Annotated in this window: 13 protein-coding genes; 5 read left to right on the top strand and 8 right to left on the bottom strand. The window is 61.5% G+C overall.

Annotated features, from left to right (window positions below):
- Positions 1 to 49 precede the first annotated feature (49 nt).
- The 4 genes from AB4N48_RS15125 to AB4N48_RS15110 form a co-directional block, all read right to left on the bottom strand.
- Positions 50 to 1,723 (bottom strand): protein kinase domain-containing protein, encoded by a 1,674-nt coding sequence (locus AB4N48_RS15125; protein WP_460093854.1) that lies wholly within the window; start codon positions 1,721 to 1,723, stop codon positions 50 to 52.
- 7 nt (positions 1,724 to 1,730) lie between these two features.
- Positions 1,731 to 2,942 (bottom strand): nitrate/nitrite transporter, encoded by a 1,212-nt coding sequence (locus tag AB4N48_RS15120; protein WP_016773839.1) that lies wholly within the window; start codon positions 2,940 to 2,942, stop codon positions 1,731 to 1,733.
- A gap of 431 nt (positions 2,943 to 3,373) precedes the next feature.
- On the bottom strand, positions 3,374 to 3,949 hold the full coding sequence (locus AB4N48_RS15115; RefSeq protein WP_007916390.1) for an ANTAR domain-containing response regulator: 576 nt from the start codon (positions 3,947 to 3,949) through the stop codon (positions 3,374 to 3,376).
- Between the two features lie 15 nt (positions 3,950 to 3,964).
- A complete protein-coding gene (locus AB4N48_RS15110; protein ID WP_460093852.1) occupies positions 3,965 to 5,176 on the bottom strand; it encodes a CmpA/NrtA family ABC transporter substrate-binding protein in 1,212 nt (403 codons plus the stop codon).
- Positions 5,177 to 5,394: 218 nt separating this feature from the next.
- On the opposite strand from AB4N48_RS15110, the gene AB4N48_RS15105 reads away from it, so the two are divergent.
- A complete protein-coding gene (locus tag AB4N48_RS15105; RefSeq protein ID WP_460093851.1) occupies positions 5,395 to 6,417 on the top strand; it encodes a quinone-dependent dihydroorotate dehydrogenase in 1,023 nt (340 codons plus the stop codon).
- 147 nt (positions 6,418 to 6,564) lie between these two features.
- Here the strand turns inward: AB4N48_RS15105 and rmf are convergent, their stop codons facing one another.
- Positions 6,565 to 6,780 carry a ribosome modulation factor gene (gene rmf / locus AB4N48_RS15100; RefSeq protein ID WP_003223300.1) on the bottom strand — a complete coding sequence of 72 codons (216 nt, stop codon included), beginning with the start codon at positions 6,778 to 6,780 and terminating at the stop codon, positions 6,565 to 6,567.
- A 530-nt stretch (positions 6,781 to 7,310) separates the two neighbouring features.
- Between rmf and rlmKL the strand changes: the two genes are divergently transcribed.
- On the top strand, positions 7,311 to 9,581 hold the full coding sequence (gene rlmKL, locus AB4N48_RS15095; protein ID WP_460093849.1) for a bifunctional 23S rRNA (guanine(2069)-N(7))-methyltransferase RlmK/23S rRNA (guanine(2445)-N(2))-methyltransferase RlmL: 2,271 nt from the start codon (positions 7,311 to 7,313) through the stop codon (positions 9,579 to 9,581).
- 144 nt (positions 9,582 to 9,725) lie between these two features.
- Positions 9,726 to 12,110, top strand: coding sequence for a sensor domain-containing diguanylate cyclase (locus tag AB4N48_RS15090; RefSeq protein ID WP_460093848.1), 2,385 nt, complete (start codon positions 9,726 to 9,728; stop codon positions 12,108 to 12,110).
- Positions 12,111 to 12,269: 159 nt separating this feature from the next.
- Here the strand turns inward: AB4N48_RS15090 and dacB are convergent, their stop codons facing one another.
- Positions 12,270 to 13,730 (bottom strand): D-alanyl-D-alanine carboxypeptidase/D-alanyl-D-alanine endopeptidase, encoded by a 1,461-nt coding sequence (dacB, locus tag AB4N48_RS15085; protein WP_041479117.1) that lies wholly within the window; start codon positions 13,728 to 13,730, stop codon positions 12,270 to 12,272.
- Positions 13,731 to 13,964: 234 nt separating this feature from the next.
- Between dacB and AB4N48_RS15080 the strand changes: the two genes are divergently transcribed.
- Positions 13,965 to 14,309, top strand: a complete 345-nt coding sequence (locus tag AB4N48_RS15080) for a YggL family protein (protein ID WP_071171591.1) — start codon at positions 13,965 to 13,967, stop codon at positions 14,307 to 14,309.
- 243 nt (positions 14,310 to 14,552) lie between these two features.
- Here the strand turns inward: AB4N48_RS15080 and AB4N48_RS15075 are convergent, their stop codons facing one another.
- Complete coding sequence (locus AB4N48_RS15075; RefSeq protein WP_460093844.1) at positions 14,553 to 15,743, bottom strand: benzoate/H(+) symporter BenE family transporter; 1,191 nt, start codon at positions 15,741 to 15,743, stop codon at positions 14,553 to 14,555.
- A 358-nt stretch (positions 15,744 to 16,101) separates the two neighbouring features.
- On the opposite strand from AB4N48_RS15075, the gene AB4N48_RS15070 reads away from it, so the two are divergent.
- Positions 16,102 to 16,866 (top strand): GntR family transcriptional regulator, encoded by a 765-nt coding sequence (locus AB4N48_RS15070; protein ID WP_007918375.1) that lies wholly within the window; start codon positions 16,102 to 16,104, stop codon positions 16,864 to 16,866.
- A 249-nt stretch (positions 16,867 to 17,115) separates the two neighbouring features.
- On the opposite strand, the gene guaD is transcribed toward AB4N48_RS15070, so the two are convergent.
- The gene (gene guaD, locus AB4N48_RS15065; protein WP_305382547.1) at positions 17,116 to 18,420 is read right to left on the bottom strand and encodes a guanine deaminase; all 1,305 of its coding nucleotides are present in this window, start codon (positions 18,418 to 18,420) and stop codon (positions 17,116 to 17,118) included.
- Between the last annotated feature and the right edge of the window lie 13 nt (positions 18,421 to 18,433).

Raw genomic sequence — 18,433 nt, 5'->3', positions numbered from 1 at the left:
TACAGGTGTACGCAACCAACTGTAGGAGCTGCCGAAGGCTGCGATCTTTTCAGGGCTGATGAAACAACAAAACCAGCAGCACCACATTCCCCAGCAACGACACCAAAGCCATCGTCCGCCAGACCTTCAACGGCTCCCGCTCCAACAAAGGCCGGGGCCGCACACTCAAACTTTGCCGCTCACCCTGTTCCAGCACCAGCAGCCACTCTTCAGCGGTTTCGAAGCGTTGCTGCGGATCGGCGGCGACGCCGCGTTCCAGACTTTGCGCCAGCCATTCCGGCAAGTCCGGGCGATAGCGACTGGCATTCACCGGCACGCCGAATCGGGGCCGCTGAAACGCTTCGATCTCGCCATAAGGGAAATGCCCGGTGAGCAGGTAATAGAGAGTGACGCCGACTGAATACAAATCCTGCTGCGCATTCGGTGGTTCGCCACGAAACGCTTCGGGGGCGATAAAGCTTGGCGTTCCCGGCAGGGTCGACGGCGCGTCTTCCGACAGCCCAGGGCAGTAAGCCAGACCGAAATCCAGCAGGCGCAGCTCGCCATCGTCACCTGACAGCAGGTTTTCCGGTTTGATGTCGCGATGCAGAATCTGCCGCCGATGCAGCAGCCCGACCGCGCGCAACAGCCGCTCGGCGATGTCCTGCCACTGCGCCAAAGGCAACGGGCCGCTGTGTTGAAACACGTCGGCCAGCGTCGTCCCGGCGTATTCGCGCATGACGTAATACAAATGCTGACGCTGAGTGCAGGCATGGATTTGCGGAAAATGCCGGCCGGCCACGCGCTTGAGAAACCATTCCTCGGACAGCAGCGCCTGCCCGGCTTGCGGGTCGTCGGCCAAGCGCGCCGGTAAGGTCTTCAACAGCCAAGGCTGGCCCTGACTATCGAGCACGCGATACAGCAATGATTGCTGGCTCTGGCCGATGATGCCTTGCACCTGCCAGCCTTCAAACGCTTGCCCGGGTTTCAGCGTTGGCGGCAGTGGCCATTGCTGCAATTGCACCAGCGCATCGCCGATGCTCGCTTCGCCCAGCGCATCGACGCGCACCAGCAGGGCACTGGCGTTGTCCTGACTGCCGGCCAGATGCGCGGCGTTGACCAAGGTTTGCGCCGCACTGTGCAGGTCCGCTTGATCACGCAGAATCGCCGCGATCGCGGTATCGCCCAAGGTCGACCAGACGCCGTCGCTGAGTAAAACGAAGCTTTCGCCCTCACGCAGTTCGCCGTCGAGGAAATCCAGGACCAGATGCTGATCGAGCCCGAGCGCACGCTTGAGCACGTGTTGCATGCCCGGTTGCTCCCAGACGTGATCCTCGCTGATGCGCTGCAAGCGCTCGGCGTGCCAGCGATAGACCCGGCAATCGCCGACGTGGGCGAGGGTGAAGCGTCGACCGCGCATCACCAGCGCGCTGACCGTGGTCAGCAGCGGTTGCCCGCCGCCGTTGGCCTGCAGCCAGCGATTTTGCGCGAGCAGCAGGCGATCCAGCGCCTGGGCCACGCTCCAGGTTTCCGGCGTGGCAAAGTAGTCCAGCGCCAGCGCCTGCAAGGTCGAGCGCGCGGCGAGGCCGCCATCGGCGCACTGGCTGACGCCGTCGGCGATGGCGAAAAGATAACCCTTGCTCACCGCCAGTGCCGGCGCCGGTGTCACTGAACGCAGGGCGTCCTGATTCTCCGCGCGCGGGCCGGTGGCGCTGGCTTCGGCGAAACTCAGCTGCAGGGCCATTGAGGCCTCAGACCCGCGCTGCTGTCACCGCCGCCGAACCCCAGGTGGTTCTCCAGCGACGCTTGACGCCGTGCAGGCCAAACCATGCCAGCACGCCGAGGCTGGCGAACAACCACAGCGCCAGTTGATAGCTGCCGGTGCTTTGCTTGATCGCGCCCATGCCGGCCGCCAGGGCGAAGCCGCCAATTCCGCCGGCCATGCCGATCAGCCCGGTCATCACGCCGATCTCCAGACGAAAACGCTGCGGTACCAGTTGGAAAACCGCACCGTTGCCGGCGCCCAAGCCGAGCATGGTGCAGACGAAAAGCGCCAGCGCCGCGTAAGAACTTGGCAGATTGAAGCCCACCGCTGCGATGCAGATGGCAGCGACGGTGTACATCGCCAGCAAGGTACGAATGCCGCCGAAGCGGTCGGCCAGCGCGCCACCCAATGGCCGCATCAGGCTGCCGCCGAACACGCAGGCAGCGGTGTAGTAGCCGGCGGTCACCGGGCTCAGACCGTATTGATCATTGAAGTAACCGGGCAGGGCGCTGGCTAGGCCGATGAAGCCGCCGAAGGTGACGCTGTAGAAAAACATGAACCACCAGCTGTCGCGATCACCGAGGGCCTTGAAGTAGTCGGCCATGGCTTTCGGCTTTGGCCGCTGCGGGGCGTTTTTTGCCAACAGGGCGAACAGCACCAAAGTCAGGACCAGCGGGATCAGGGCAAACCCGAAGACATTGCTCCAGCCGAACGCGGCGGCAATCACTGGCGCCAGCAGCGCGGCGAACACGGTGCCGGAGTTGCCCGCACCGGCGATGCCCATGGCTTTGCCTTGGTGCTCTGGCGGGTACCACTGCGAGGCCAGCGGCAGGGCCACGGCGAACGACGCGCCGGCCATACCGAGGAACAGGCCGAGGATCAGCGCCTGTTCATAACTGTGGATGCCGAGTTTCCAGGCACCGAACAGCGCGCAGATGACGATGACCTGGCCGATCAGCCCGGCGGTCTTGGGCGACAAGCGATCAGCGAGCATGCCCATGGCGAAGCGCAACACCGCGCCGGCCAGAATCGGCGTGGCGACGACGAGGCCGCGTTGCTGGGTGGTCAGGTGCAGGTCGGCGGCAATCTGCACCGCCAGCGGGCCGAGCAGGTACCAGACCATGAAGCTCAGGTCGAAATACAGAAAGGCCGCGAACAGGGTCGGGGTATGGCCGGATTTCCAGAAGCTTGAATTCATCGCGCACCTCGGCTGAAAAGAGTCTCGAAAGGAGTCATGCACAGCAGGTGGAGCGCCTCACGGCCGCACCACCGGCCCCGTTCTGTGGGGCCAAAACGCAAAAACGCCGCTACCTGATTCGCCGAGGGGCGAACGGGGTGAGCGACGTCTTTGTCGTAGGTGGGGCAACCGCCGTTGGTTACCTGTGCGGTTTACTTAGCGAGATTTGTGCCAACAGCTGAAAAGCAAAAGCCCCTCACCCTAGCCCTCTCCCAGAGGGAGAGGGAACCGAGCGGGGGATGGCCGAATCATTTGCCGATCTGAACGATTTCGAGTGAATCCATAATCGACTCGGTCGTTCAGGTCGGCGGACAGCGCCAGACAACGCGGTCGGTCCCCTCTCCCTCCGGGAGAGGGCTAGGGTGAGGGGCCCTTGATTTGCAGCGAAAATTTCAGCCCAGCAACTCACTCATGGCAATGATCTGCTCCGCCACCTGAATCAGCTTCTGCTGGCGGCTCATCGCCTGGCGGCGCATCAGCGTATAGGCCTCTTCCTCGTTGCAGTCCTTCATCTTCATCAGCAAACCCTTGGCCAGTTCAATGCGCTTGCGCTCGGCCAGTTGCTGATCGCGCGCCTGCAATTGCGCGCGCAAGGCCTGGTCACTCTCGAAGCGCGCCATCGCCACGTCGAGAATCGGCTGCAACCGTTGTGCGTGAATGCCTTCGACGATGTAGGCACTGACCCCGGACTTGATCGCCTGACGCATCACCCCCGGGTCATGTTCGTCGGTAAACATCACGATCGGCCGGGGCTGGTCGCGGCTGACCAGTACCACTTGCTCCATCACATCGCGGCTCGGTGACTCGGTATCGATCAGGATCACGTCCGGGCGCACCGTTTCGACGCGCGCCGGCAGGTCGATGGTCAGGCCGGACTCGTCGATTACCTCGAAGCCGGCCTCGGTCAGCGCCGCTTTCAGGCGTCCGACTTTTTTCGCGGTGTCGTTGATCAGCAGAATGCGCAACATGTTCGCGGTCTCCTGTCAGCGCTGGGCGAGAAGGGGGGCGGTGTCGCTCAGGGCATGCAGCTTGAAACTGCGCGCATAGCCCGCCGGGTCGCTGCCGTCCCAGACCTTGCCGTCGAGCAACTGGCTGCTGCGCAGGTCTGCGTACGAAGTCGCAACGCCGACCGCGCTGGCGGCCTCGCGATACAGATCCAGACGCTGAACCTGACGGGCGACGGCCAGATAATCCGGATCCTCGCGCAACAGACCCCAGCGACGAAACTGGGTCATGAACCACATGCCGTCGGACAGGTAGGGCAGATTGACCTCGCCATCGCCATGAAAACGCAGCGCATGCGGATCCTGCCAGCGATTACCGAGGCCATCGGCGTAGACGCCCATAAAACGCGGCTCGATGCACGCGGCGGGGGTGTCGAGGTATTCGGTGGCGCTGAGTAATTGCGCGGTACTGCGGCGGTTTTCCGGGCTTTCTTCGATGAATCGGCTGGCCTCAAGAATGGCCATGACCAGCGCCCGCGCGGTGTTGGGGTATTGCTCGACAAATTCCCGGGTGCAGCCGAGGACTTTTTCCGGATGGTCGGGCCAGATGCTCTGGCTGGTCGCCAGGGTGAAACCGAGATTCTGCTGCACGGCGCTGGCCGCCCACGGTTCGCCGACGCAAAAGCCGTCGATGCGCCCGGCTTGCAGGTGCGCGACCATTTGCGGCGGCGGCACTACCACGCTGTCGACGTCCTGCAACGGATGAATGCCCTGGCTCGCCAGCCAGTAATAAAGCCACATCGCATGGGTGCCGGTGGGGAAGGTCTGGGCGAAGGTCAGTTTTGCGCGGCTTTGGTGCACGTGCCGATCGAGCGCTTCAGGACTGTTCACGCCAGCCTGTTGCAAGCCATGGGACAGGTTCAGGCTCTGGCCATTCTGGTTCAGGCCCATCAGCACCGCCATGTCGGTCGGGGCGACACCGCCGATGCCCAGGTGCACCGCATAAATCAGCCCGTACAGACTGTGCGCGGCATCCAGTTCGCCGCTGACCAGCTTGTCGCGCAAGTTGGCCCATGACGCCTGACGCTTGAGGTTCAGGGTCAGGCCGTAGGGTTGGGCGAAGCCCTGAGTGGCGGCGACCACCACCGAGGCGCAGTCGCTCAGCGCCATGAAGCCGAGATTGATCGCGCTCTTTTCCGGCGCATCGCTGCCATTGACCCAGGCCAGAGGCCCCAAGGACGTTTCGTTCATACGCTACCTCAAAAAAAACGTCGTCCCGGATTCTGCGCAGGCAAAACCCGGGGACGACGCCATTGTCCTGGCCTGCGCGCCGTCATTGGTCGGCAGACTGATGAGCGGGGTGGTGCAAGGCATATGCCAGTCGCCTGATTCGCGCAGGCGCCTCGCGCCGGGGGACGATGCCCGGCTATAATCGCCGCCTCTTTTCGCCGCCCGAGTCATTGCCGCCCATGTACACCCTGGCCCGTCAGCTGTTGTTCAAACTTTCCCCGGAAACCTCCCACGATCTGTCGCTGGATCTGATCGGCGCGGGTGGACGTTTGGGCCTCAACGGCTTGCTGTGCAAGGCTCCGGCGAAAATGCCGGTGACCGTCATGGGGCTGGAGTTCCCGAACCCGGTAGGGCTGGCGGCAGGTCTGGACAAGAACGGCGCGGCCATCGACGGCTTTGCGCAGCTGGGTTTCGGCTTTGTCGAAATCGGCACCGTGACCCCGCGTCCGCAGCCGGGCAACCCGAAACCCCGCATCTTCCGCCTGCCGGAAGCCGAGGCGATCATCAATCGCATGGGCTTCAACAACCTCGGCGTGGATAACCTGCTGGCGCGGGTCGCTGCGGCGAAATACACAGGCGTGCTGGGCATCAACATCGGCAAGAACTTCGATACCCCGGTCGAGCGCGCGGTGGATGATTACCTGATCTGCCTGGACAAGGTCTACGCCCACGCCAGTTACATCACGGTCAACGTCAGCTCGCCGAATACCCCGGGCCTGCGCAGCCTGCAGTTCGGCGACTCGCTCAAACAATTGCTCGCGGACCTGGCCACGCGCCGCGCCGAACTGGCTCTGCGTCACGGCAAGCATGTGCCGCTGGCGATCAAGATCGCGCCGGACATGACCGACGAAGAAACTGCGCAGGTCGCCCAGGCGTTGATCGAAACCGGCATGGATGCGGTGATCGCCACCAATACGACTCTGAGCCGTGTCGGCGTCGAAGGCATGGAGCATGGTGACGAGGCGGGCGGTCTGTCGGGTGCGCCGGTGCGTGAAAAGAGCACCCATACCGTGAAGGTGCTGGCGGGCGAATTGGCCGGGCGTTTGCCGATCATTGCTGCGGGCGGGATTACCGAGGGCAAACACGCGGCGGAGAAAATTACTGCTGGCGCGAACCTGGTGCAGATCTATTCGGGCTTCATCTACAAAGGCCCGGCACTGATTCGTGAATCGGTAGACGCCATCGCCGCGTTGCGAAAATAACACCGGGTTATGTGCTCGGCACAAAAATGCAGGCATAAAAAAGGGCTCCTCGAAGGAGCCCCTGGGCCGTAGCCCGCCGTCCGGGAGGGACGTGCGTGGTTAATTCAGTGCAGATTCAGATTGTCGTGTCGGAATAAATGCCCTGTGTCAGCCGACGGCGTGAAGTTCGTTGAGTCTGTGGATTCCCGCAGTGCCGGTCATACCGTCCCAGTTGTCGCCGCGTCCTTCTCGCCAGCCGTTGATCCAGGCTTGACGTACCGACGGTAGAGTAAATGGGCAAAGCTCACGGGATTTGCCACCAACGCCATATTGATATCCGCGCAAAAATGCTCTTTCCAACGGATCACGCTTAAGTCTTCTCATAGGGTGTTTCCCTCACTTGTTGACTGTAGTGTCGCGTTGACCTCAATTGAGGTCTGGCAGAAAAAACCTGCCATCGTGCGGCTCGCTGCCGGCGTGGCGAGCCAAGGTGTTGACGCCGTTGCGACGTCAACCTGTGCTCAGTTCTAACCAATGAGTCACACCGAGGGAATGATCGTTTTGTCATAAGCACGTAACGTAAAGGATGCTATGGCGATAAGTAACCGCGTATTTATTCAACGTTCAATGCGCAAACCCCGGTATGATCGGCGCCCCGCTGACTCAGGGGGTTAGTCCTTTAGTGAGAATGACCCACGTTTGCGCTTGGGTAATATTCGACGAAGGGTCGCTTTCAGTCTTTTTGTTGCACCAACTTTTTTATCTGTCCCGGCATCTAAGCTCTTTTAACCCGAGCAGCGGGGATGGAACGGCACACCTTCGTGCCACGCGGGCGCTCTTTCAGAAAAGCGCCTGATTGAAAACCGGGTCGGCAATGCGTTGCCGGCCCACTAGCCAAAGGCTCTGGAATTACCATGTCCGATCGTTTCGAACTCTTCCTCACTTGCCCCAAAGGCCTTGAAGGCCTGCTCATCGAGGAAGCCGTCGGGCTTGGCCTTGAAGAAGCGCGCGAGCACACCTCCGCCGTGCGTGGCATGGCGACCATGGAAACCGCTTATCGCCTGTGCCTCTGGTCGCGTCTGGCCAACCGGGTGTTGCTGGTGCTCAAGCGTTTCCCGATGAAGGACGCCGAAGACCTCTACCACGGCGTGCTCGACATCGACTGGCAGGATCACATGCTCAGCGACGGCACCCTGGCCGTCGAATTCAGCGGCCACGGCTCGGGCATCGACAACACCCACTTCGGCGCGCTGAAAGTCAAAGATGCCATCGTCGACAAACTGCGCACGCCACAGGGTGATCGTCCATCCATCGACAAGCTCAACCCGGACCTGCGCATTCACCTGCGTCTGGATCGCGGCGAAGCGATTCTCTCCCTCGACCTGTCCGGCCACAGCCTGCACCAGCGCGGCTATCGCTTGCAGCAGGGCGCCGCGCCGCTGAAGGAAAACCTCGCGGCGGCAATCCTCATTCGTTCCGGCTGGCCGCGAATTGCCGCCGAAGGTGGCGCACTGGCTGACCCGATGTGCGGTGTCGGTACGTTTCTCGTCGAAGCGGGGATGATTGCCGCCGACATGGCGCCGAACCTGCGTCGCGAGCAGTGGGGCTTTACCGCGTGGCTCGGTCACGTGCCGGCACTGTGGAAAAAACTCCACGAAGAAGCCGTCGAGCGCGCCGCTGCCGGTCTGGCCAAACCGCCGCTGTGGATTCGCGGTTACGAAGCCGATCCACGACTGATTCAGCCAGGCCGCAACAACGTTGAACGTGCCGGCCTCAGCGAGTGGATCAAGATTTACCAGGGCGAAGTGGCGACCTTCGAGCCGCGCCCGGACCAGAACCAGAAAGGTCTGGTGATCTGCAACCCGCCGTACGGCGAGCGTCTCGGTGACGAAGCCAGCCTGCTGTATCTCTATCAGAACCTCGGCGAGCGTCTGCGTCAGGCCTGCTTGAACTGGGAAGCGGCGGTGTTCACCGGCGCCCCGGATCTGGGCAAGCGCATGGGTATCCGCAGTCACAAACAGTATTCGTTCTGGAACGGCGCGCTGCCGTGCAAGCTGCTGCTGATCAAGGTCCTGCCCGATCAGTTCGTCACTGGCGAACGTCGCACCCCGGAACAGCGTCAGGCCGAGCGCGAGCAAGCGGCGTACGATCAGACCCCGGACGAGCCGCAAGAGCGCAAGTTCAACAAGAACGGCAACCCGATCAAGCCGACGCCGGCCCCGGCGCCAGTGATCGAACAGCCGCGCCTGAGCGAAGGCGGGCAGATGTTTGCCAATCGCTTGCAGAAAAATCTCAAGGCGATGGGCAAGTGGGTCAAGCGCGAAGGCATAGATTGCTACCGCGTCTATGATGCCGACATGCCCGAATACGCAATGGCCATCGACCTGTACCACGACTGGGTGCACGTTCAGGAATACGCCGCGCCGAAATCCATCGACCCGGAAAAAGCCTCGGCGCGCATGTTCGATGCGCTGGCGGCCATACCGCAGGCGTTGAACGTCGACAAGAACCGCGTGGTGGTCAAGCGCCGCGAGCGGCAGAGCGGCACCAAGCAGTACGAGCGTCAGGCGGCCCAGGGCAAGTTCGTCGAGGTCAATGAAGGTGGCGTGAAGTTGCTGGTCAACCTCACCGATTACCTCGACACCGGCCTGTTCCTCGATCACCGGCCGATGCGCATGCGCATTCAGAAAGAGGCGGCCGGCAAACGCTTCCTCAATCTGTTTTGCTACACCGCGACCGCCAGCGTGCACGCGGCCAAGGGCGGCGCGCGCAGCACCACCAGCGTCGACCTGTCGAAAACCTATCTGGACTGGGCGCGACGCAACCTGTCGCTGAACGGCTTCTCGGACAAGAACCGTCTGGAGCAGGGTGATGTGATGGCGTGGCTGGAAAGCAGCCGCGACGAATACGACATGATCTTCATCGACCCGCCGACGTTCTCCAACTCCAAGCGCATGGAAGGCATCTTCGACGTACAGCGCGATCAGGTGCAGTTGATCGACTTGGCGATGGCGCGGCTGGCACCGGGTGGCGTGCTGTATTTCTCCAACAACTTCCGCAAGTTCCAGTTGGAGGAAAACCTCGCCGAGCGTTATGCGGTCGAGGAAATCAGTGCGCAGACCATTGATCCGGATTTCGCCCGCAATACCAAGATCCACCGCGCCTGGAAAATCACGGCTCGTTGACGCTTTCACTGGTTGGATCCACAGAGCCTTGATTTTTAACGGCTCGGTGGATCCAGCGGTGCTGGCTAAATTAGTGGCTAATAGCTATAACTCACACACCGCCAATGGGGTTTTCCCGTGAATCTGGCGGAGTGAGTCGTGCTTATGCCGTTGCACCCCGTGCGCCCGAAAATCCTCGGTTTCATCAGTGAAGACGTCTCAGCCTGGCTGGTCGCTTTGCTGGTGTTGCTTGCCGGCGGGATTCTCACCGGGCTGCTCGCGTGGGGCACCTTCAACCAGTTTCAGCAACAATCGCGTCAGCGCTTTCAACTGCTGGCCAACGAACGCTACAGCCGTATCGCCGAACGTTTTCAGGACCAGGAGCAACGTCTCGATAGTCTGCGCCGGTTCTTCGCCAACTCCGAATCGGTGTCCCGCGCCGAATTCGACGGCTACTCCCGCCCTTTATTGCTGCGCACCCAAGCCTATACCTATGCCCCGAGAGTCAGTGGTGCCGAACGCGCCGCGTTCGAACAGCAGGTGCGTGACGAAGGCCTGAGCAACTTCACCATTCGCGAGCTCGACGCCAATGGCGAGCTGCAACTGGCGGCAGCGCGCGACGCATATGTGCCGGTGCTGTACACCCAGACCCAAAGCCGATTGGCGCCACCACTGGGTTATGACTTGCTCGCCCAACCCATGCGCCGCGAAACCCTGCAACGCGCCGACCAGCTCGGCAGCATGGCGGTGTCGCAACCGATGCATCTTGTCGGGATTGAGCCGTCCTACGCGCGTGGGGTGTTGCTACTGGCGCCGGTCAGTCGCGCCGGAGAATCGCAGCCGTTCGGCTATGTGATGGCGGTGATCAGCATGCGCCAGTTGCTCGCCGACGGTTTGCCCGATGCCCTGCACGATTACCTGTCGGTGCGCATTCTCGACCTGTCGACCCAGGATCAGCACGAGGCGCTGTTCGAATCGAGCAACGAGGCGGTGCCCGGCGATCTGGCGGCGACGCGCTTGCTGCGCATGGCCGACCACGACTATCAGGTCGATATCCTTCCGAGCGAGGCGTTCATGCAGGCCAACCATTCGTCGGTGGGCAGCGTGATCATTCTTGGCGGCTTGCTCAGCGCATTGCTCAGCGCCTTGCTTTACGTGCTGGTCAGCCAGCGCCAGCGCGCGGTGCGGCTGGTCGAGGTGCGCACCCAGGAATTGCACGAGCGCGAGCAGGAACTGCGCGGCACCCACGGTCAGTTGCGCGGCGTGCTGAATGCCGCCACTCAGGTCGCGATCATTGCCACCGACCTGCGCGGGGTGATCAACACTTTCAATCCCGGCGCCGAGCAAATGCTCGGCTACAGCAGCGCCGAAGTGGTCGGGCGCATGACCCTGGAGAACCTGCATTTGCCACGGGAACTGGCGGCGCGTTCGGCCGAGTTGAGTGCGCGCTACGGCAAAAGTATTCCGACTTGCCACGCGATGCTGGTCGAGGGCGGCGAAGTCGGCGGCCATGAAGCGCGCGAGTGGACACTGGTGCGCAGCGATGGCAGTCACCTGCCGGTGAACATGCTCGCCACCCCGGTGCTTGACGAGCAAGGCCTGTGGGTCGGTCATCTGGCGATCTGCATCGACATCACCGAACGCAAACGCGTGCACGAGGTGCTGGCAGCACGCGACACATTGCTGAAGAAGCTCAGCGCCCATGTTCCCGGTGGCATCTACCAATTCAAGATGGAATTCGACGGACGCTTCAGCGTGATCTACGCCAGCGATGGCATCCGGGAAATCTACGAGCTGGAGCCGGATGTGCTGCTGCTCGACTCCGAGGCGATCTTCAGTCGTATCCACCCGCAGGATGCGATTCGCGTGCGCAGCTCGATCCGCGAATCGGCGGAAAACCTCAGCCCGTGGCGCGAGGAATACCGCGTGCAACTGCCTGAACGCGGCCTGCGCTGGGTGCGCGGCGAGGCGACGCCTGAAGAACTGCCGGGCGGCGGGGTGCTGTGGCACGGTTATATCTCGGATATTTCTGACCTCAAGCGCGTGGAAGAAGAATTGCGCGCGTTGTCGATCACCGATTCGCTGACCGGCATTCACAATCGCCGCTATTTCCAGGAACGCCTGACCACCGAAATGGCCCGGGTTGAGCGTGGCGGCGGTGAGTTGTCGGTGATCATGCTCGACATCGACCACTTCAAACGCATCAACGATCAGTTCGGCCACGCCGTCGGCGACCGCGTGCTGCAAGCAGTTTGCGAGCGGATCGGCCATCGCTTGCGCCGCACCGACGTATTCTGCCGTTTGGGCGGCGAAGAATTCATGGTGCTGTGCCCGGACATCGACGGTGAACACGCCTACATGCTGGCGAGGGAATTGTGGGAAGGTTTGCGCGGCGCGCCGGTGGACGTGGTCGGCTTGGTCACCGCGAGTTTCGGCATCGCCAGCTGGCGCCCGGGGGAGGGCGCAGATGCCTTGTTGCTGCGCGCTGACTCAGGGGTCTACGCGGCGAAGCAGAATGGCCGGGATCTGGTTGAGCGGGAGATGTGCTGATTCGAACCTGACACCTGACCCTGTGGGGCAGAGGGGACCTGGCGCTGATTTTCTGTGGGAGCGAGCCTGCTCGCGAAAGCGGTGTGACAGTCACTGAACATGCTTACTGAACCGACGCCTTCGCGAGCAGGCTCGCTCCCACAATTGCACCTGCTGCGCTTACAGCACCGAAGCGGTCTGCGGCAGTTTCGGCTGTTTGTACAGATCCAGCAGCACCTGATCGAGCACCGACGAGGCGCCGAACGGGGCCTTGTCGTTGAGGATCGCTACCACCGCCCAGGTATTGCCGTTCACGTCACGGCTGAAGCCAGCGATCGCGCGCACGGTGTTCAGGGTACCGGTCTTGACGTGGGCTTCACCGCGCATCGCCGTGGTTTTCAGGCGTTTGCGCATGGTGCCGTCGGTGCCGGCAATCGGCAGCGAGCTGATGTATTCGGCGGCGTACGGGCTGTGCCAGGCGGCCTGCAGCATGTTGGCCATTTCCCGCGCACTGACCCGCTCGGCCCGCGACAGACCAGAACCATTCTCCATCACCAGATGCGGCGCGGTGATGCCTTTCTTCGCCAGCCACTGACGTACCACGCGCTGCGCTGCCCGGGCGTCGTCACCGTCGGCATCGTTGCGGAAACGCTGGCCAAGGCTGAGGAACAGCTGCTGGGCCATGGTGTTGTTACTGTATTTGTTGATGTCGCGGATGATCTCGGCCAGATCCGGCGAGTACGCACGGGCAAGCAGTTTGGCGCTGCTCGGCGTCGGCGCCAGACGATCCTTGCCCTGAATGCTGCCACCCAGTTCCTTCCAGATCGCCCGCACGGCGCCGGCGGTGTAGGTCGCGTGGTCGAGCAGCGACAGATAAGTCTGCGAGCTGCAGCCTTCGCCCAACTGGCCGCCAACGGTCACGGTCACGCTGCCATCGGCCTGCGGCACCGGGTTGTAGCGCACGCCGCCGGTGCATTGCTTGGACGGCAGGGCTTTGACGGTGTTTTCGATGCGGATGTTTGCGATCGGCGGCTCAACCGAAATCAACACGCGGCCACCGTCATTGCGTGCGACGAAGCGCAGGGCCTTGAGGTTGACCAGCAGCGAGTCGGGCTTGACCAGGAACGGCTTGTTGTCGTCGTTGCCGTCATCGTTGAATTCCGGCAATTGCGGCTGCACGAAGAAGTTGCGGTCGAGAATCAGGTCGCCGGTAATCTGGGTCACGCCATTGGCGCGCAGGTCGCGCATCAACAGCCAGAGTTTCTCCATGTTCAGCTTCGGGTCACCGCCGCCCTTGAGGTAGAGGTTGCCGTTGAGAATGCCGCCGCTCAGGGTGCCATCGGTGTAGAACTCGGTTTTCCACTGATGGTTGGGCCCGAGCATTTCCAGCGCCGCGTAAGTGGTGACCAGTTTCATCGTCGAGGCCGGATTGACCGAGACGTCGGCGTTGAACACGGTCGGCGTGCCCGGACCGTCGAGCGGCACCATCACCAGCGACAGCGCAGTGGGCTGCAGCTTGCTGGCTTTGAGGGCTTTTTCGACGTTCGGGGTGAGGGAAGTGTTGATGGTGGCAGCGGAGACAGGCAGGGCCAGAGGCAGAAGAAGGCCGGCGAGAAACAGTGGACGCAACGATTTGATCATATGCAATAAAACCCTGCAAAAGAGGGGAAAAAAGACGAGGACATGGATGAAAAGGCCCTCAGTGGTCATGAAAGTGTCGGCATTATGCCCCAAGCTGTAACAGCTTGTGCCGTGTCGCGACCGGCCAATCGCTTATTTTTTTACAGGCGGTCGGCCGCAGCGACCAGAGAGTCGGGCAATTGCCGGCTTAAACTGGTAAAGTGCCGGCCGTTATTACTTAAGAGGATTGTTCCAATGGCGACTAACCGTTCCCAGCGTCTGCGCAAAAAACTGTGCGTTGATGAATTTCAAGAGCTGGGTTTCGAACTGAACCTGGACTTCAAAGAAGACTTGTCCGAAGAAGCCATTGACGCTTTCCTCGAAGCATTCATCAAAGAAGCCATGGAAGCCAACGGTCTGGGTTATGTTGGCGGCGACGACTTCGGTCTGGTGTGCCTGCAGAAGCGTGGCTCGGTCAACGAAGAGCAGCGCGCTGCCGTTGAAGCCTGGCTGAAAGACCGCTCCGAGCTGACCAAGTACGAAGTCAGCCCGCTGCTGGACGTGTGGTATCCGGAAAAGCCGATCAACGCGGCCAAGTGATACTGAAAAAAACGGCGACCTGAGGGTCGCCGTTTTTTTTCGTCTGGTGTTTAGGTGATACGGCTTGGATTTGATGGTGGACTCGCCCCTCACCCCAGCCCTCTCCCGAGGGAGAGGGAGCCGATCTGTGGGCTTTTCGGGATGTGAGTTCGACTTGGTATCCCTCGTCGGCGTATATCTTCCGAGCACCTTGGTCAGTCCCCTCTCCCTTTGGGAGAGGGTTAGGGTGAGGGGCTTTTGATCTTAAGCTCTGCGCCAATTCAAAATCACCAGCGTCAAAACCCCCGCCACAATCCCCCAAAACGCCGAACCAATGGAAAACAGCGTCAGCCCCGACGCCGTGACCATAAAGGTGATCAACGCCGCTTCCCGTTCCTTCACCTCGTTCATGGCAATGCTCAAGCCATTGATGATCGAGCCGAACAGCGCCAGCGCGGCAATCGACAGCACCAGTTCTTTCGGCAACGCCGCAAACAATGCCGCCAACGTCGCGCCGAACACCCCGGCAATCCCGTAGAACACCCCGCACCACACCGCTGCGGTGTAACGCTTGTTGCGATCTTCATGGGCATGCGGACCGGTGCAGATCGCCGCGCTGATGGCCGCGAGGTTGATGCCGTGGGAGCCGAACGGCGCCAGCAACAGCGAGCCGATGCCGGTAGTGGTGATCAGTGGCGAGGCCGGAACGTTATAGCCATCGGCGCGCAGCACGGCGATGCCGGGCATGTTCTGCGAGGTCATCGCCACCACGAACAGCGGAATGCCGATGCTGATGGTTGCGGCCAGGGAGAAGTGTGGCGTGGTCCACACCGGGGTGGCCACTTCCAGATGAAAGCCGCTGAAATCCAGCAGCCCCATGAAGCCCGACAGCGCGGTGCCGATCAGCAGCGCCGCGAGCACCGCATAGCGCGGCGACAGGCGCTTGACCAGCAGATAAGTGAAGAACATCCCCAACACCAGACCGGTACGGTGTTGCGCGGCGACGAAGATTTCGCTGCCGATCTTGAACAGAATCCCTGCCAGCAGAGCTGCCGCCAAAGAGGCCGGGATCTTTTTTACCAGCCGTTCGAAGCTGCCGGTCAGGCCGCAGATCGTCACCAGCACCGCGCACGTGACATAGGCGCCGATTGCCTCGCCATAACTGACACCGCCCAGGCTGGTGATCAGCAACGCCGCGCCGGGTGTCGACCAGGCGATGGTGATCGGTGTGCGATAGCGCAGCGACAGGCCAATCGAACACACCGCCATGCCGATCGAAATCGCCCAGATCCACGAGGAAATCTGCCCGCTGCTCAGGCCGGCCGCTTGCCCGGCCTGGAACATCAGCACCAGCGAACTGGTGTAACCGGTCATCATCGCGATGAAACCGGCGACGATGGCGGAAGGCGAAGTGTCGGCCAGAGGGCGCAGGCGGGCGTGGGTGGCGTCGGTCATGACGGCGGTGTTCCTTATACCAATGGAGATGTCCGCCACAACACAGAACCTCTGTGGGAGCGAGCCTGCTCGCGAAAGCGCTATGTCAGTCAACATTCATAGTGAATGTGAAATGGCTTTCGCGAGCAGGCTCGCTCCCACGGGGGATTGCGGTCATGCAGCGGATTCTGCGATCAAGCCTAAACTCAAACCTGACAAACCGTTGCAATACAGCCGCAGGCGCAAACAGCCGTACAGTCGTGTTGCCACCATTCATTGTGTACAATCGCGCTGTTTTTTACGCGATACTTGCCAGCGACCTACTGTGCCGTATTACAGTCACGGTCTATTCGCCGCAGTTTTCCCGACTCGAGTGCCCATGAACGAACAGTTGCAACCCCTCAAGAAACAACCGCGAGCAGGCAAAGCCGGCCGCAGCGGAACCCAGGACGATATTGTCTACGCGCATATCTTCGAGGCCATCCTCGAACAGCGCCTGGCGCCCGGTACCAAGTTGAGCGAAGAGGCGCTGGGGGAAATCTTCGGGGTCAGCCGCACCATCATTCGCCGCGCGCTGTCGCGTCTGGCCCATGAAGGCGTGGTGCTGTTGCGGCCGAATCGTGGCGCCGTGGTCGCCAGCCCGAGTGTTGAAGAAGCGCGTCAAGTGTTCCTCGCCCGTCGTCTGGTCGAGCGTGCGATCACTGAGCTGGCGGTGCAACACGCCACCGCCGAGCAGATTGCCGAGTTGCGGCAGATGGTCAATGACGAACGCGACAGCTTCTCGCGCGGCGATCGCGGCGCCGGTATTCGTCTGTCGGGCGAATTCCACCTGAAACTGGCGGAAGCGGCGATGAACGCACCGTTGATCAGCTTCCAGCGCAGCCTGGTTTCGCAGACCTCGCTGATCATCGCCCAGTATGAAAGCGGCAACCGCTCGCACTGCTCGTACGATGAACACACGCAGTTGATCGACGCCATTGAAAAGCGCGACGGTGAACTGGCGGTGAACCTTATGATGCATCACATGGATCACATCGACAGCAAGCTCAACCTCGACGAGGAAGGCGCGTCGGATGATCTGCATGCGGTGTTCTCGCACTTGTTGCAGACCAAGAAGCCGGGGCGTCCAGCGGCCAAGCTCTAAGCTGAAACCGAGTCGCGGCTTTCGCGAGCAGGCTCGCTCCCACAGGGGAATGCATTTCAAAGGTGGGAGCGAGCCTGCTCGCGAAGACAACCTGACCGGCAACAAAAATCCCCCGGGGTACACACCACCGGGGATGATCGTTCCCACGCTCCGCGTGGGAATGCCTCTAGGGACGCTCCGCGTCCAGTGACGCGGAGCGTCACGGGCTGCATTCCCGCGCAGAGCGTGGGAACGATCAGTGCGAAGAGGTTAGCGCTGATGCACCAGCGCCCCCGCAGCGTAAGTCTGCTGCACCGTCCGGTCATCGCCCAAGGTCATCAACACAAACAACGTCTCGGCAATGTTATTCGACTGCTTCAAGCGATAACTCAGCAGCGGCGTGGCGTTGTAATCCAGTACCAGGAAGTCGGCATCGGAGCCCGGTTGCAGATTGCCGATCCTGTCTTCCAGACGCAGCGCCCGCGCGCCACCCAGGGTTGCCAGATACAGCGACTTGAACGGACTCAGACGCGCACCCTGCAACTGCATGACCTTGTAGGCTTCGTTGAGGGTTTGCAGCAGGGAGAAACTGGTGCCGCCGCCGACGTCGGTGCCGAGGCCGACATTGAGCTTGTGTTTCTCGGCCATCGGCAGGTTGAACAGGCCGCTGCCGAGGAACAGGTTTGAGGTCGGGCAGAACGAGATTGCCGAGCCGGTTTCTGCCAGTCGCGCGCATTCTTCGTCACACAGGTGCACGCCGTGGGCGAACACCGAGCGTTCGCCGAGCAACTGGTAATGATCGTAGACGTCGAGGTAACCCTTGCGCTCCGGGAACAGCTCTTTGACCCACTCGATTTCCTTGAGGTTTTCGCTGATGTGGGTCTGCATGTACAGATCCGGGTATTCCGTCAGCAGTTGCCCGGCCAAGGTCAGTTGTTCCGGGGTGCTGGTGGGAGCGAAGCGCGGCGTCACCGCATAGTGCAAGCGGCCCTTGCCGTGCCAGCGCTCGATCAGCGCCTTGCTGTCGACGTAGCTGGATTCAGCGGTATCGACCAGATAGTCCGGGGCATTGCGGTCCATCATCACCTTGCCGGCGATCATGCGCAGGTCGAGCTTTTCCGCCGCTTCGAAAAACGAATTCACTGATTGCGGATGCACGCTGCCGAACACCAGCGCCGTTGTGGTGCCGTTGCGCAGCAGTTCCTTGATGAAATTATCGGCCACTTCGTCGGCGTGAGCCTTATCACCAAACTGGCTTTCGCAGGGAAAGGTGTAGGTGTTCAGCCAGTCGAGCAGTTGCTCGCCATAGGAGCCGACCATGCCGGTTTGCGGCAGGTGAATGTGCGTGTCGATAAAGCCGGGGGTGATCAGCGCATCCTGATAATGGTTGATCTCGATATCCGCCGGCAGGGTTGGCAGCAGTTCGCTGGCGTGGCCGAGGGCGCTGATCTTGCCGTCGTCGACCACCAGCAGGCCATCCTCGAAATATTCATAGGAGGCTTCGATGCCCACTTCGGCAGGGTCGGCGATGCTGTGCAGGATGGCGGCGCGGTAGGCTTTGCGAGTCAAAGGCATGAGGGTTCTCTAA

Source organism: Pseudomonas sp. S2_C11 (genome assembly GCF_054668395.1).
The sequence above is the reverse complement of the archived record's forward strand: the minus strand, read 5'-3'. Positions and strand labels throughout refer to the sequence as shown.

Bases quoted from the DNA above. Each gene is read 5' to 3' on its own strand.
- AB4N48_RS15125 (WP_460093854.1), bottom strand. From the start codon at position 1,723: ATGGCCCTGCAGCTGAGTTTCGCCGAAGCCAGCGCCACCGGCCCGCGC.
- AB4N48_RS15120 (WP_016773839.1), bottom strand. From the start codon at position 2,942: ATGAATTCAAGCTTCTGGAAATCCGGCCATACCCCGACCCTGTTCGCG.
- AB4N48_RS15115 (WP_007916390.1), bottom strand. From the start codon at position 3,949: ATGTTGCGCATTCTGCTGATCAACGACACCGCGAAAAAAGTCGGACGC.
- AB4N48_RS15110 (WP_460093852.1), bottom strand. From the start codon at position 5,176: ATGAACGAAACGTCCTTGGGGCCTCTGGCCTGGGTCAATGGCAGCGAT.
- AB4N48_RS15105 (WP_460093851.1), top strand. From the start codon at position 5,395: ATGTACACCCTGGCCCGTCAGCTGTTGTTCAAACTTTCCCCGGAAACC.
- rmf (WP_003223300.1), bottom strand. From the start codon at position 6,780: ATGAGAAGACTTAAGCGTGATCCGTTGGAAAGAGCATTTTTGCGCGGA.
- rlmKL (WP_460093849.1), top strand. From the start codon at position 7,311: ATGTCCGATCGTTTCGAACTCTTCCTCACTTGCCCCAAAGGCCTTGAA.
- AB4N48_RS15090 (WP_460093848.1), top strand. From the start codon at position 9,726: ATGCCGTTGCACCCCGTGCGCCCGAAAATCCTCGGTTTCATCAGTGAA.
- dacB (WP_041479117.1), bottom strand. From the start codon at position 13,730: ATGATCAAATCGTTGCGTCCACTGTTTCTCGCCGGCCTTCTTCTGCCT.
- AB4N48_RS15080 (WP_071171591.1), top strand. From the start codon at position 13,965: ATGGCGACTAACCGTTCCCAGCGTCTGCGCAAAAAACTGTGCGTTGAT.
- AB4N48_RS15075 (WP_460093844.1), bottom strand. From the start codon at position 15,743: ATGACCGACGCCACCCACGCCCGCCTGCGCCCTCTGGCCGACACTTCG.
- AB4N48_RS15070 (WP_007918375.1), top strand. From the start codon at position 16,102: ATGAACGAACAGTTGCAACCCCTCAAGAAACAACCGCGAGCAGGCAAA.
- guaD (WP_305382547.1), bottom strand. From the start codon at position 18,420: ATGCCTTTGACTCGCAAAGCCTACCGCGCCGCCATCCTGCACAGCATC.